The sequence below is a fragment of the Proteus genomosp. 4 str. ATCC 51469 genome (assembly GCF_003144375.1).
In the GTDB taxonomy this organism is placed as follows: Bacteria; Pseudomonadota; Gammaproteobacteria; order Enterobacterales; family Enterobacteriaceae; genus Proteus.
In genome coordinates this window covers 22,922-37,306 of record NZ_PENV01000007.1, presented here as the reverse complement: position 1 = coordinate 37,306, position 14,385 = coordinate 22,922, and the positions used below count along the sequence as shown (strand labels likewise).

Sequence of the window (14,385 nt, the reverse complement as noted above, 5' to 3'; positions counted from 1 at the left end):
TCCTTATGTTACATTTCTTTTGCTACTGTGCATTTAGCTTGTTCACACTTAAATTGCAGCGTCGGTTTTCCGCCGTAATCATTAATAATGGTCATATAGGGAACATTCGTTTTAGATACAGCGAATTCATGATCGGATTTAGGAGGGATCATCACAACGCTAAAGGCACCTGTTTCAGATGCTTTTTGTGTTGAAGCCAATCCAATCACAGTTAAATAAAAAGGTGTCACGTTATTCACGGTATACCCTTTCGCTGACGGTGTTAATGTCACATTATGGAACCACATGCTGTCTGCTTGTGACAGAATTTCTGCTGGACGATAAAACAGTTTTACTCGACTTTGTAATGCAATTTGTAAAACGTTCGCTTCTTCAGATTTAGGTGGAACTTCACGTAAGTTATAGTAAAAAACAGTCTCTCTATCTTTTGGTAATGATGCGATAGAAGGTGTCGTACTAATTTGTACGATACTTGATGATTTAGGATCTAGACGCTGGATCGGTGGCGTCGCAATTAATGGTCCTGTTGTTAATTTTTTCTCATTAGCATCATCAATCCATGTTTGTGCTAAATAAGGAAGTGTTGGATTATCATTACGAATAGTAATGTTAATCGATTTTTCAGTTCCAGGAAAAATCACTCTCGTTCTATCTAGTGTTACTGCACTTTGAGCAACACTAGAGATCCCCATTAATGAGATGAAAAGAGTGGAAATAACAGTTTTATTAAATTCTTTTTTCATTTACGGTTAACCTTATTAGCATCACTTACATGGCATTAATAGCATTTGTGTTTTTGGATCAATGGTTTCAGGTAAATTAATGGTGCAACGCTTTTCATTTCCCCAGAAGACGCCCAGTTCTTCATTTTCAGCAACACCAACTACCCAAGCTATACCTTCGTCTCCAACAATACCTAATTCCACATTATCTTTATTACGAATACTTGCCCCAAATGGTGGATGTTTACCATCACTCATCTTAACTGTGGCAAATAGCTTATAGCCTTTAATTACTTTCATTTGACGATAACCAATTGCACCTCTTGTTAAAGTGACATCTGTCATCGTATCAATCGCGTCATAGTTATCCGGTAATGCACTCACATCAATCGCTGCTGATGAACTACGGAAACTAGTAACACTAGGTATAACAGCTAATCCAAATGCGTTAGTTTTTACTGATTCACCTTCAATCGGAACACCCGCTATCCCCGGAGTTTCAATAAGTAAGCGCGTATCCCCATAAGCAGGTTGATGAAGCACCAGACCATGAGATGTTCCTGTTAAACCACCAGAAAGTGTTCCGCTTAAACTTTTATATTGACTAGGTACATAACTTGCACTTGCTGCAAGGTTTGCAAGACTCATATCTTTACTGACATAACCACTAAATGAAGATTCTGAATCGACTTCTTTTCCATGTGTTAAGCCTGCATTCATACTGTAGCTTAAACCTTCATCATATCCACTATAGCCCACGTTATGGTTGTAACGTCCTTTTCCATCTGTTTTTGTATATTGTTCAGAGAAAGTCAGGTTTCCACCTTGATCGAAAGGCACAGATACATACAAACTTAACGTATCATCATTCACGCCTTCACGCTGAGAGCGAAAAGCTGAGAGTGTTAAGTTAATATCGCGGATCTTCACTTTAGATAAAGAGAATCGCGTATTTGCATAAATACCATATTGCGTTTGAGAGCGACTATTCCAGAAAGTATTATGTTGATAATTAAGCGATAATGAGAAATTATCAAAATATTTATTTAAATAAATTTGGTAACTTTCTTTTGGAGAATAAGCATCCTGCCCAGTTCTTCGCTCTTCCATAGCTTGACTTAAGGTACGATAGTCTTCATCCGTAAAACGATAACCAGCAAAGGTAATATTGGTTTTTACTTCATCAAATGATTTCGAGTAGTTCACACGATATGAACGACCTTGTTTATCACTCTCTGATAATTTGGCAAATGATTGGTTGATATCAAAAGAGAGCGCACCAAACATAGAAAGGTCACGCCCAACACCAACCGCAACAGATTGATAGTGTTGAGATAATTGGCTACCACCATATAAGCTCCATGCATTACTCACACCATAGGAAATTTCACCACCAATTGCAGTATCACCCGTTAATCTATGATCTTCATAACGTGATTTCCCCCCCACTAATTTATAGCGGATTTGCCCAGGGCGAGTTAAGTAAGGCAGTGTTGCAGTAGAAATAGTAAACTTACGTTCTTCACCATTATCTTCACGAATTGTGACATCTAGCTGCCCTTGGATAGAGCTATCCAAGGTCTGAATTCTAAATGGTCCAGGTGGAACCGTTGTTTCTAAAATAATACGATCTTGGCTTTTAACAATAATGGTCGCATTTGTTTTTGCTACACCAACAATTTCTGGCGCATAGCCCACCAACTTAGGTGGTAACATGCGATCGTCACTTTCTAAGGTGATACCAGTGTATTGCCAAGCATCAAATAATTGTGAATAAAAGTAGTTTTCACCAACAGTTAATGTCGCGGCCAACGCTTTAATAGAACGATAAGCATAGAAACGATTGAAATCAAAATTATGTGATTCATGTTTATCACTGCTATTTCCGCCGTTTTCTTTTTGGTAACTCATACTATAGTCACTACGAAAACGCCAAACGCCCATATTAAAACCACTGGTACCATTCATAGATGCATAAACAGATTTAGAACCTGAATTATATTTAGCACCGCTGAGTGATAACGTGTAATCAATAAATGCACCTACAATACCTTCTTCCCAACGCGAAGGAGGTACCCATGAAGGATCTGAATATTGTAACCACGTTTGTGGAACCGTTAGTTTAAGCGCGAGTGCAGGCAAATCAAATGTTAAATTTGTCCCAGTTAATGGGGATAGATCTAAACATTGGCCATCATGGTGTGTTAGAACTTTTTTTTCTGCTTCTTCTGTTAACCCTAATTTTTCAAGATTATTACTAGGTACACAGACCGTATTAAATATATTTTCTGAAGATGCTGTTTTTTCAATTGGATAAACAGAGACTTTTTGACTAGGACCGATCCTTTCACCATTACTAAAAATAGTAAGATGGTAATCCCCTGGCATAATATAACCAGCACTATTAAATTGGCTGATATCAATATTTGCAGCATCGGAAGCATCAAGAATATCTGTATTAAATTCGACAGAATAAGCATAGAAGCACGGTGACATTGTGAGTAATAAAACTACTTTTGCCATATTTTTTGAAATTAGCATATTCATTCACCGTGATAATGTGATCAAAAAAATAAATTTATTATCTATTTATAATCGATTGAAAAATACACAAATGCAGAGTGTTTTCCTGCTTCTATTATTTGATTAGTAAAAGCAAATTCAATTTGATAATTTAATATAGGTTCTCTTTTTGCATCTTTAGTATGATATATAAGATGATCAATATAATAAGGCTTATTAGGGGTAATTATATTCTCATCTTCATCTAAAATATAAAAACCTAATCCATTAGAGCTTCCAGACATCGAAAATATAGAATCATTATTAGCTTCTAATCCATTAAATTGAATATTTAATGCTTTCCTATCTGTATCACTATATTGACTAACACAACTCGATAATCTTATATAAAATTTCTTTCTTAAATTTTCTCTCTTTACTTTATTATCAATAGCAGATAGCGATATATCTCCAAATTGGATATATTGGTAACGATCTTCCATTTCAATAGAGCAAGGCGATGCTATAATTGAGCCAACTAATGATGCATTACCTTTGAGAACTTTGGGTTTTACCACGTCATCAAAAGCAAAAGAGACTGATGATACAAAAAATAGTACTCCCATCGTATTTAAAATAGTCAGATACTTATTTTTATTAAATTTCATCATCTCATTACCATTATTTAAATATGTATAGGGGAAAATCCCCTATACATATATTGGTGCATTATTCGTATGAAATACGGAAGTCAGCGATAGCAGAGAATTCGCCTTCTTTAACTTCTTTAGATGCATCAACAGCTTTAGCTAAAGCAGTGAATTCAAGTACGTTAGTACCTTGTTTGTTACGCATTTTAGCTAAGATATCAGTAGCTTCACCAAATTTGTAAGTATCGATAGCGATACCAACGTTGTTAGCTTTAGTTCTGTCAGTTGCTAACAGTGTATTTGTTGCATCTGCATATGAACGTCCGTCAAATTGGATTTTCATAGTTTTAACAGGTAACCACTCGCCATTTTCGTCTTTTTTGAATTTGTCGAAGTTACATTGTTCTAATTTAATAGTGAATGCTCTTTCTCTTTCATTACCTTGCTCTAAGAACACACGAGAAATTTCACCAAATTTAACTGTTTGATTTAAACTTTCGTCAGCGATGTTACATGGAGAATCAACAACTGAACCAACGAAGTTAACTACGCCATTATTATCAGCAATAGAACCGAATGATGCTAAAGATAATGCAACTGCAGCGCCAACGATGCTTAATTTCTTAAATGTCATTATGTATACCTCAAAAGTAAGTTAATATCTGACTAACGTCATTTTTTTAAAATAGTAGAGCTTATCTTTATTAGATTAAGATATTTAAAAAAACTTAATCTAATTACCTAGATATTATTAATGGAATAATTAATTTATATTTTTAATTACTCCACCAAATTTCGTTACACACATACTATAGCTTGAAATATTTCTTTTCAATTTGTAAAAGAACTTAAGATTAAATAAAAAATAGTAATGATTTTTAATAAAATATAGGGATAAAAGATCAAATAACATCAAAAAACGATCAATAACAAGTGTAATAAACTAAAAAACAAATTAGGATAATCTGTATATGAACGGAAGATTTATTTATTAATACTCGTATTAGGATTAAAAACGACATTATTTACCATAAATTAAGACTATTCTTGGTCATTGATATTCAATAAGAAACAGCAAAATTACACGTAAAACACGTAAAATACACACATATTTAATTTCACAAACAAATTTGAAACAAATAATAAACAAAATGCGCGATGGGTATATATCAATAATTACATTTAATACCACTAACCCAGACAACGATTTAAATCAAAAAAATAATTTTAGAATTATTATCTAATAAATATCATTATTAGGTCTTTATTCGTCTATCTAAAATAGAAGATCAACATAATTGTATGGTTATATTTTTACGTATGATTAAATTAAGTATCATTACCTAACTATTTACAATCTCTTTTTTCAGATAACAGAATATTAACTGTTAAGAACAAGTAACAAAAACACATTTTATTCACAATTAACATAGATATACATAACTCAATTTAATATATTGAATTTCACTTAAATTAATCTATTTTTATTAAATGAAGTTCATTATCTTGATGTTATAAAAATAAACACCAAAAATAAAATATCTGGTAAATACTTATTTTTAGAATGAGAACGTAATTGTTTTTTATATTTTGCATAAATAATATTATCTATATTTCCTTCATAACCATTATTATCTTAATTCGATATGTATTAAACAATAATAGAAAAAAAGTAAATTTCTTCTCTCTGATAAGCTTTTCATAATCACAGGTAGGTTTGTACTATTCACTAACTGAGTAGTATGAATTGGCTAGCTATATTATAAGTAGAGTTATAATCAATTAAGCTTCTCTGTGTTGTATTGCGCACAATAGCTGTCACGCATTGTTATAATGGAGTCGCAATATCAAACTACCTGCCGTATCTATGCCTTTAATGGACCTAGGATAATGTAAGTTTTCAGTTCAGCCCACTCCCGTTGTCCTAAAGACTTTTAAGGGCTCGACAGCTATCTCCTTCTGACCACTTTTTATTAGTCACGAGGCCATCACAGAGAAGCTTGTCGAATGTATTAAATTCTTTTTCTGTTCTTCTTTAGCTTGATACAGTGAGTGATCTGTTTTAATAAAACAGATCACTTTAATAATGGAATCTAATCCAATTATTTAGGTGTTAAATGAAAAAATGAACAAACAATATTTACACCACTGAGTTTAAGCAAGAGGCGGTCGTATTAGTCACCGAGCAAGGTTATACCGAAGGAATTGGTAAACCATCCTGCTTTGATAAAAATTGAATATGGTATTGATGTTGCTGCCAACGGCATATTCTTGACTTGAGGAAAGCTAACAATGGTGTTAGTGCAATGGCAAGGCACCAAGGCACCAAGGCAACCATAACGGATATACAGATGTGATTAGAAATGCTTTAGATAGAATAGATCTTAAATCATCTAAAGAAGTTATATCGCAACAAGTAGCTAATATACAAGATATAGCTAAAAAAGGCATAATAAATGGGAATATAATTAGATCTAAAGATATGTATAACACACAAATATTTGGTAAGGATGTTAGCCAAATAGGAAGGCAAAGAGTGTTTGATTGTTGGAGTAAAATATTAGGGTGATATCGATGCATGAAACAATAGATTTTTATATGGAGCCAATGCTTTTTTTAAAAGCTCTAATTTTCTTTCTGGATCTTCTGATAAATTAGAAGAATATGAAATTATAGAAGATAAAGAAAATGCTATAAAACTCCTTTTTGATCAGAATGTTTCAAGTCCATATGCAATTTGGAGCGATTTTTTTTCTGATCTCATATCTGAATTTTATCTTCATGAGAATTATAAAAAGGCAGATAAAAATATTCTTGACAGAACAAAGCTGTCAACTGAAGACTATGTAAAGGAAAATATTAGGAAAAGAAAATTATATCTCATGAGAAAGAAGCAAGGATTAGCTGACAATATCGAATATGATTCATTTTTAGAAGAAGTTAGTGATGAGTGTCATCATATGCTAAGTATGGTTAGTATTTATCGATATTTATTTTCTTTTAATGAGAGTTCTAAATTAGAAGAAATATTCTCCATATTTAAAAAAGGTTTTATGCCATGTGGTGTTACTAAGGATAAAAAAATAGTCGTTTTTAATCCAATGGTATTAAAACAATAGTTGGTATAGAAGCAATATCTACTGCCCGCAATTATATTTATATGGAAAACCAATATTTCTGTTATTCGCCTTTTTTAACAACATTAACAGAGGCGGTAAAAAAGAGAAAAGCAGAAGGATATCATTTATCCCTGTATTTATTTGTAGTGACAAATACCACGGTACTTGAAGAAATGAAAGTGGGAAGTTTTACTATATACTAAAAAAATTAAAGTACCTTGATTTGTGTCCTAATTTTTTTAAGAAAGACAAATTATCTGAAGATAAAAAAATGAAATGATAGAAAAAAGAATACCGGACTTAAATACGATTATTTGTACGTTAGTGTCGACTAATCCAGATATAACTCATAAATCTCTTTGGCAACTGACTTATGTTCATAGCAAAGTATTAATGATGGATGATGTCTTTATGACATTAGGATCGAGCAATATTAATTATCGCAGTATGCGATTTGATAGCGAATTAAATATTAATATACAAGATACCGATTCCGTAGGAATAATTAAACAAATGCGAGAATTTTTATGGCGACTTCATTCGGGAGTAAGCCTAAATGATTTTGGAATAGTATTTGGTAAATGGAATAAAATCATTGATATAAATAAAGAAAATAAAAAAGAAGGAAAAAACGTTACCAAAACAATCATTAATTTAATTTTTAGATGAGAATACCTCATGGAAAAAACAAGAGTAATAAAATCCAATATTATTATTTTATTTATTACTGTAATGCTGGTGCAAATTTCAGGCTGTGGAGCGAAAAAACAAACGCATGATAACCTTAAAAACTTTCAATTTACCTGTGTACATGAAAAAGATGTTTTTCCACCATTAGATCCGCAAGCAGACAATTGGTTTAAACAGGCGGTGCAATTAAGCGAACAGGATAAACCCAATTTTAATCAAATCGTTTAGCGATGAACTATTTGGTTGTTGATGAAAATTACTCGCAAGCTTTATTTTATTATCAAGAGGCAGTTAAACAAGGAGATCCCCAAAGTGCTTATAATTTATCAGGAGCATTTAAAACGAGTGATCCTAATAATAGCTTGGATTATTTAGGACAGGAAATCGACTTAGAACGATCTCGCCGTTATGCTTTGATTAGTGATGAAATAGATGCCCCCCAACGCCAAATTCCCCGATATCGATAAAATCGTCCCTCTTCCTCCTGCTGAACTGCCCGAATGGGATGGTACTTTTGAATATCAAAAATAGACTCAAAATCAATAATAGGGTTTAGGCTAAATATAAAAAAGACGCTCTTAGCGTCTAATTTTTGGTGCGAAGGCCGGACTCGCTTTTAATAGGCAATACATTGTTTTTGTTTGTTATAAATTTAAAGATAAATTTTTGTATACTTAAATGTATACTCAGTGAATTAGACTGTATTTACTATCATTGTCCTATTTCTTACTATGAAATAAAAGAAAGAATATAACTTTCTGTTTTAATTCCTTTTCTCAATAGATTAGAGCGCATAATTTTGTAGCCACATTAAGAATACAAACATTGCCGCCATTAACCCTGAAAATGCTTTTTTAGGTGCAAATATATTAACCAACTTAGCAAAATTTATTATTAAAACTACAATTATAATGTTGAGCAGCAAGATAGGAATAAATATACCCCATGCAAACACATATTGAACAATTATCATTCCTAATAATATTGCACTAATCATAAAGGCTAGAGTCCAAATTTCTACATTAAGATCTTTAGAAAAACCGAGTTGCTCTAACAAATTTAGCAAAGGTTCTGAAAATCGACCCAATAATGAAACTTCAGACTGAGATTCTAAAAACGCTAAAAAAAATGGAGATACCACTATCAACAACACAATCCTGAGGTTACCTGCAACCATCTTTTTATGTTGAAAGCACCATGAAACCCCCCACAAGCCAAGAAGGCTTATACAAAAGCCTATAGTAAAAATAAAAGTGTATCGTTCATTATTTAAAGCTAAATAATTGCCTATCAAAAGAAGTAAAAAGAAAACCAAAACCATATACCCATAAATTTTTTTTAAAAATTCCACCCCATCCTTAACGTTAGTTTCTTTAACCTTTTCGTTAACTCTCCCATAACCATCTTCTAGTAAAATTAAAAATGCATCAAATTTAGGATTTTGACGTGCCATATTTCCAAGACAATAAATACCAACTATTACTTGAAGTATGAATACAATAGCTTTTAACATCTCGACCTCTAAAAATTAACACATTGAATGATTTGATTATATGGTTAATAACTCAGCTTTTAAGTTGTGGAATAGTTGCTCTCTAGTTTTAAATAATTCATTAAGTAGGCAAATACACATTGAATCAAGCTATTGCCTACATATTGGAAGTGACAATTAATCACTTAAAAAACATCATTTATAGGTATAAACCCACACTTTATATACAATCCATCTTTGTGTTCTATCACAAAATTCTATCCATCCCCCCTTTATGTGACGAAACTTAATACCATTACTATATGCAGTACGTAATATAGCTCCTTCTGGTGTTTTTGAATCATAGAGATTTGGATTTTTAATAAAATCACAGATGATTACTCGGTCAATATGAATTTTGTCCATAAACTTTCCCTTCATAAAGGATAACTATTTAAAATTAGGCTAAAAAGATTAACAACCAAAGAACATCAATCGTACATTTAGCATCACATCAAAGTATTCAAAGAAAATCCACAGCATTTATCTTATTTACAAAAAATGCTCATACATCTTTTCCGTCATCACCCACAGTGCCTTATTCAACTTGATATCCCCATCAATGCCATTCACTGAACGAGTACGAGCGCGTTTACCTTTGGCATTTCTACCTGATAATCCGCCTTTGATTAAATTCTCCTGCAAGCGTTGGTACACTGTCCAAAGATCATCTTTCTTATCTTCCCATCGGCGAGGCTGTAAAACCTGTTCCTCGGTAATCGGTTGATGTTCTTCACCAAAGCGATACGTTAAAGCTGCTTGAGCCAAAGCTTGTTGTGCTGGTGGTGGTAATAGAAGAGATTGCATCTTTTCTCGCTTTTCAGCGACAGCATCAAACGTTTCTAGTATTTCATAAGCCCCTTCAATCACTTTATCTACGACATTACCTTTGTGCGGTACACGTACTTCACCAAAGGTGTCTCCGCACACTAAACCATTTTGACACACCGCTCTAAATAACCCCGGTAACATTTGATAACTGCTTGAACCATCATGGCTATTAAGTAAGATAATTTCAGGCACTTGTATTCCTGTAATTTGGTCATGTCGACGTAGGCGTAACATATGCTTAGTATGCTCTCGACGACTGGTATCACGTACACGAGTCTGACAGGCAAAGAACGGGTAGAAACCTTCCTTTTGAAGACTATCCAATAAGGTAATGGTTGGTATGTAAGTGTATCGGTCACTTCTGGATTCGTGTTTTTCTTCAGAGAAAACACTCGGTACAGTACGGAATAATTCTTCAATGGTTAACGGGCGGTCACGACGGATCACATTCGCCGCACCAAAGCGAGAGGCTAAACGAGTCATAGGAATTCCTTTAAAATTAATTAAATAAGATAAGTTAAAATAGAAGAGTAAATTTAGAGGGAATTAATCGATTAAATGAAAGATGGTAGAACTTTCAGGATGTTGAATAGCGTAGTCACGAAGTTGGTAGAAATGCTCAACCAATAACTCACTTTCTGTTCTAAATGACCATTGGCTATACAGCATCAAGCACACAGCTACTCCAGCCGCTTCAGGGCTTAGTACCGCTTCATTGCCATTGTGCATATTGAACAGCGTTAATGTTTCATGATCCAAGTCAGGATAAATAAATACGCCACCGTTGGGTAAGGTGCAGTATTCCCAATAGCCGCCTGTGTACTCATCACAGAACTGCCCCATAATAGTAAATATTACTACTTCAAACGTGGCGAAACCTTTAACTGTGCCAAAGTGGCTTTGCCAGAAATCGAGCCTTTCTGACACAGATACTTTATTGACTTGAATATATTCAAAACCATCTTTAGCTAACATTGTTGAATTCATTATGTATTTCCTTCAAATAAAGACAAATAAGCTTGTCGGATAACCGACAAGCTTATTCATTGAAATAGAAAAGAGTTAAATCTAGGAATGAGTATGTGAAAATAAATACATCAGATTGGTAGATGAGTTATGAGCGAATATATCTCCACTCTTTTGAACAAGACACACTTGAGCCTTTCACTATGCATTGACTAAATAACACATGACCGACATAAGGTTGAGACTTAAGCCCTACCATTTCGTTTGATAATAACTGTTTTGTACTTGTATCATAAATATCAAGGCCACAAAGATAATTACGAGAGTCATACTGCCCACAGGAATTAACAGCTTTAATCTCCCCTATACGATAGTAAGTTCTTTCCTCCCCACTACAACCTTTATAGAGAACTATAATCCCAAATACGGAAAACAATATTATTAAGGTTTTTGAATACTCTTTTAATTTATTTAGTACATTTGAAAATATCATAGTTATATTCCATTAATTAATATAAAGAAAAATAGGTATTAATAATCAATACCTTTCATTGTTCGTTGAAAACTATCGAAATAAGGTAATCCTTGAATAAAATCATCTTCCTGTGATAACTGACAGATATCTTGTCGTCGACAACTCATTATTTCTGTAATGTGAACAGTTTGGATCTTATCCAAAGGAATAACGACTAATCTCAGTACAATGCACGCAATGAGATACCAATGGGCACCTTGAAGAACTAGCCGATAAGGTGTGAGTTGTAGCCATTCGCTATCTGTCTGCTGGATACGAATATCAACAGTTGACGTAATCGCAGTAATAATGCGATAAAAACATTCAGCGCTGGTGGGGTGAGTCTCAATGGAAGTGTGCCAAGCTAAGCAAGGGTAATGAATATCACTATTAAGCAGGTGATTTACAGCCTTACGTGTTAACCCCGGAAAATAACGAGATAACCCTACTTTTTGTAGAAAGGTAAAAATATCGGGTGGACGCCAAGCTGTTAAACGCCCAGATAAACGATATCCTTCTTTATCTGAAACTAAATCAAGATGAGATAATCGCTGATTAAAATCTCGTTGAAGAGTTCTTTCTGACACACCAAATTCATCAGAGAGTGCTTTTAGAGATAATGTTTCCCCCGCTAATAACCGACTAATGATTAGCGATAACCGCATAGCTAAGCGGTCATGGCGAGCTTCATTTCCCTGCATATCCCTCATCTCCTGTGCCATATCAAACAAGCCTCAGTATAAGAAATGCATCAGACAGGTTATGTCGTAATTTAAAATTAAATGAAAAGATTTTTCAGAAATTAAAATCGCTAATATATTGATTTATAAGTATATTAAATCCATTCACTTCAGATTTTTTAAGAACGACACACCCTGTCGAGTCACATTGAACGATATATGTACAAAACATACTATTTGAAGGAAATTTGCTTTATTTTAATAACGCTAAAATAACCATCGCCATAATGAAGTTACTGCATCAACTAAGATGCCTTTTGTTTTCACCAATACAGTTTTTAGTAACGTGGATAATGAAAGTTCATGAATTAAAGAATCAACAGTTTCTGTTACACTTTGGCCAAAATTCTGTCGAGCAATATATTCAACAGGCTCAGTTCGATATTTCCGTTGTAGCTGACTAACTACACTGCTACTAGCGTGTGAAGGTAATGCTGATATCAATGCTTCAGCAAACAAATTCAATTGATAAGATTCTTTCGCTGAAATAGCAATAACAGGATGGAGAGGTGAAAAAGTATGCTGAACAATAGCGACTTTCTGTTGTAGATTCTGATGTTGCATAGCTGAAGGTTTACAATGCTCTGTATCCCATTCTCGACAAGGTTCAATTTTGTCTGCTTGATTTAAAACAAAAAGAAACTGTGTTTTATCATAACCACATTGCTCTGTTAGAAATCGATACGTTATTTCATCAGATAACCATGCTCGTTCATCTGCCCTCAATACCCAAATAATTAAATCAAGTCTAGGTAACAGTTGTTTATATTGAACCAGATAAACCTCATCGCTTGCGATACTTTCACCAATACCCGGTAAATCTACGAAAGTTAATGTTCGTGTGCTTAACTGCATTTCAAAATATTTAGCTTCATGTGTACCACTGTGAATATCACTCACTGGGGAAATATTGGCTTGAAATAAGGCATTACATAGACTGGATTTACCGACACCTGTTTTACCCATTAAACCAATGGTAGGAGAATAGTGAATTAGGGTATTTAATTTACTTTCTATATAAGTGTGTAGATATGAGAGGGATTGAGGAAGTACTTTAGTTAATGTGGTAGAAATAAGGTTTGATTTTGACATAAATTAATTATCTCCTTGTGTAATAACAAAGAGATAATATAGATTTCATTTTATATGAAATTTAAATTTATCGTATAAATATTAAATTCTCTTCAATTTTTCTATGCTTACTACAATGTTATCTGAATTTAATTCTATCAACATGTTATCTTTATATTTACTCTTAATACACTCATCTATTATACAAGGATCTAAAGGTGATTTAAGTACCGGGCAAAAATATCCACCATACTGAGTGTGAATAAAACAAAAGCTTTCATTAAATAAATTTTTTTTATAAAGATTAAATGGTATAAAAATATCTCTATATCTTAAATATTTGACTTTTAAAAAATCAAAGAATAAAAATCCTTTTATGCTAAAATCAATAAAGAAACGACTCCAATGTATTGTAATATTAAAATTTAATATTTCTTCATTATTTATCTCATCTTCTCCAGAGATATCAGCGCTATGAATATTTACTATTACTTTTTTAAATACAATCAAACTAAAAACTTTTTCTTTTTCTTTTTCTTTTTCTTTTTCTTTTAAGAAGATAGCTTTTTTTAACTCTTCCTTTAAAAGATCATGTAGATATTTATTGTTTTTTATCTTTGAAATATATTCATCAGTCTTATTTTTATAAGATCTTATTTTTTCAAAATCATTACCAATGATATGTTTTGATGGTATTTTTATTTTTAGTGGAGATATATCTCTTACACTTCGTATTCTCATTAATTGAATAGCAATTGAAATGTAATCTGATTTTTCTTCATCTTCCTTATTTTCATTTTTATATTTCTCCTCTAGTGCTAAGTTAATTAAATCTGTATTTGAAATACCATATACTTCCTTTTTTTTATTTAAATAATTAATAATTTTTTGATCTTTAATAGTAATCAATTTTCTCGTTATTTTTTTATTCATACATCCTCATCACTACAATCATAATAAACCCTTAATTGATATATAATATTACAAAGCATATGTTTCAAATACTTATAAACATCAACTAGACTACCAATCTTGTAAATATAATGCAA

At 32.7% G+C, this 14,385-nt stretch carries 16 protein-coding genes and 1 pseudogene; 5 read left to right on the top strand and 12 right to left on the bottom strand.

Going from position 1 to position 14,385, the window contains the following annotated elements; translation table 11 throughout:
- Positions 1-8: 8 nt before the first annotated feature.
- The 4 genes from DK866_RS08570 to DK866_RS08555 all read right to left on the bottom strand — a co-directional run bounded on the left by DK866_RS08570 (position 9) and on the right by DK866_RS08555 (position 4,508).
- Positions 9-743: a fimbria/pilus periplasmic chaperone gene (locus tag DK866_RS08570; protein ID WP_109408552.1), complete on the bottom strand. Its 735-nt coding sequence runs from the start codon at positions 741-743 to the stop codon at positions 9-11.
- A 21-nt stretch (positions 744-764) separates the two neighbouring features.
- Positions 765-3,269 carry a fimbria/pilus outer membrane usher protein gene (locus tag DK866_RS08565; RefSeq protein ID WP_409076916.1) on the bottom strand — a complete coding sequence of 835 codons (2,505 nt, stop codon included), beginning with the start codon at positions 3,267-3,269 and terminating at the stop codon, positions 765-767.
- A gap of 38 nt (positions 3,270-3,307) precedes the next feature.
- Positions 3,308-3,892: a fimbrial protein gene (locus tag DK866_RS08560; protein WP_162556995.1), complete on the bottom strand. Its 585-nt coding sequence runs from the start codon at positions 3,890-3,892 to the stop codon at positions 3,308-3,310.
- A gap of 61 nt (positions 3,893-3,953) precedes the next feature.
- Positions 3,954-4,508, bottom strand: a complete 555-nt coding sequence (locus DK866_RS08555) for a fimbrial protein (protein WP_109408549.1) — start codon at positions 4,506-4,508, stop codon at positions 3,954-3,956.
- A gap of 1,719 nt (positions 4,509-6,227) precedes the next feature.
- Between DK866_RS08555 and DK866_RS20135 the strand changes: the two genes are divergently transcribed.
- From DK866_RS20135 to DK866_RS20120, 5 genes and pseudogenes are all read left to right on the top strand, one after another.
- A complete protein-coding gene (locus DK866_RS20135) occupies positions 6,228-6,443 on the top strand; it encodes a hypothetical protein (RefSeq protein ID WP_244179674.1) in 216 nt (71 codons plus the stop codon).
- 313 nt (positions 6,444-6,756) lie between these two features.
- On the top strand, positions 6,757-6,993 hold the full coding sequence (locus DK866_RS20130) for a hypothetical protein (RefSeq protein WP_244179673.1): 237 nt from the start codon (positions 6,757-6,759) through the stop codon (positions 6,991-6,993).
- 276 nt (positions 6,994-7,269) lie between these two features.
- Positions 7,270-7,662, top strand: a complete 393-nt coding sequence (locus DK866_RS08540) for a phospholipase D-like domain-containing protein (protein WP_109408548.1) — start codon at positions 7,270-7,272, stop codon at positions 7,660-7,662.
- Between the two features lie 9 nt (positions 7,663-7,671).
- Positions 7,672-7,911, top strand: coding sequence for a hypothetical protein (locus tag DK866_RS20125; protein WP_109408547.1), 240 nt, complete (start codon positions 7,672-7,674; stop codon positions 7,909-7,911).
- A gap of 2 nt (positions 7,912-7,913) precedes the next feature.
- A pseudogene (locus DK866_RS20120) lies at positions 7,914-8,214 on the top strand (DUF6396 domain-containing protein).
- Between the two features lie 253 nt (positions 8,215-8,467).
- Here the strand turns inward: DK866_RS20120 and DK866_RS08525 are convergent.
- From DK866_RS08525 to DK866_RS19815, 8 genes are all read right to left on the bottom strand, one after another.
- Complete coding sequence (locus tag DK866_RS08525; protein WP_109408546.1) at positions 8,468-9,196, bottom strand: hypothetical protein; 729 nt, start codon at positions 9,194-9,196, stop codon at positions 8,468-8,470.
- Between the two features lie 174 nt (positions 9,197-9,370).
- Positions 9,371-9,580 carry a hypothetical protein gene (locus DK866_RS08520; protein ID WP_109408545.1) on the bottom strand — a complete coding sequence of 70 codons (210 nt, stop codon included), beginning with the start codon at positions 9,578-9,580 and terminating at the stop codon, positions 9,371-9,373.
- A 126-nt stretch (positions 9,581-9,706) separates the two neighbouring features.
- Positions 9,707-10,528, bottom strand: coding sequence for a DUF932 domain-containing protein (locus tag DK866_RS08515; protein WP_109408544.1), 822 nt, complete (start codon positions 10,526-10,528; stop codon positions 9,707-9,709).
- A 63-nt stretch (positions 10,529-10,591) separates the two neighbouring features.
- Complete coding sequence (locus tag DK866_RS08510; protein ID WP_109408611.1) at positions 10,592-11,020, bottom strand: antirestriction protein; 429 nt, start codon at positions 11,018-11,020, stop codon at positions 10,592-10,594.
- A 139-nt stretch (positions 11,021-11,159) separates the two neighbouring features.
- A complete protein-coding gene (locus tag DK866_RS08505; RefSeq protein WP_109408543.1) occupies positions 11,160-11,504 on the bottom strand; it encodes a hypothetical protein in 345 nt (114 codons plus the stop codon).
- A gap of 38 nt (positions 11,505-11,542) precedes the next feature.
- Positions 11,543-12,226 (bottom strand): helix-turn-helix transcriptional regulator, encoded by a 684-nt coding sequence (locus DK866_RS08500; protein WP_238601672.1) that lies wholly within the window; start codon positions 12,224-12,226, stop codon positions 11,543-11,545.
- A 246-nt stretch (positions 12,227-12,472) separates the two neighbouring features.
- Entirely contained in the window at positions 12,473-13,357 is an 885-nt protein-coding gene (locus DK866_RS08495; protein WP_109408541.1) for a GTPase family protein, read from the bottom strand.
- Between the two features lie 81 nt (positions 13,358-13,438).
- Positions 13,439-14,269 (bottom strand): hypothetical protein, encoded by an 831-nt coding sequence (locus tag DK866_RS19815; protein WP_162556994.1) that lies wholly within the window; start codon positions 14,267-14,269, stop codon positions 13,439-13,441.
- Positions 14,270-14,385: the final 116 nt, after the last annotated feature.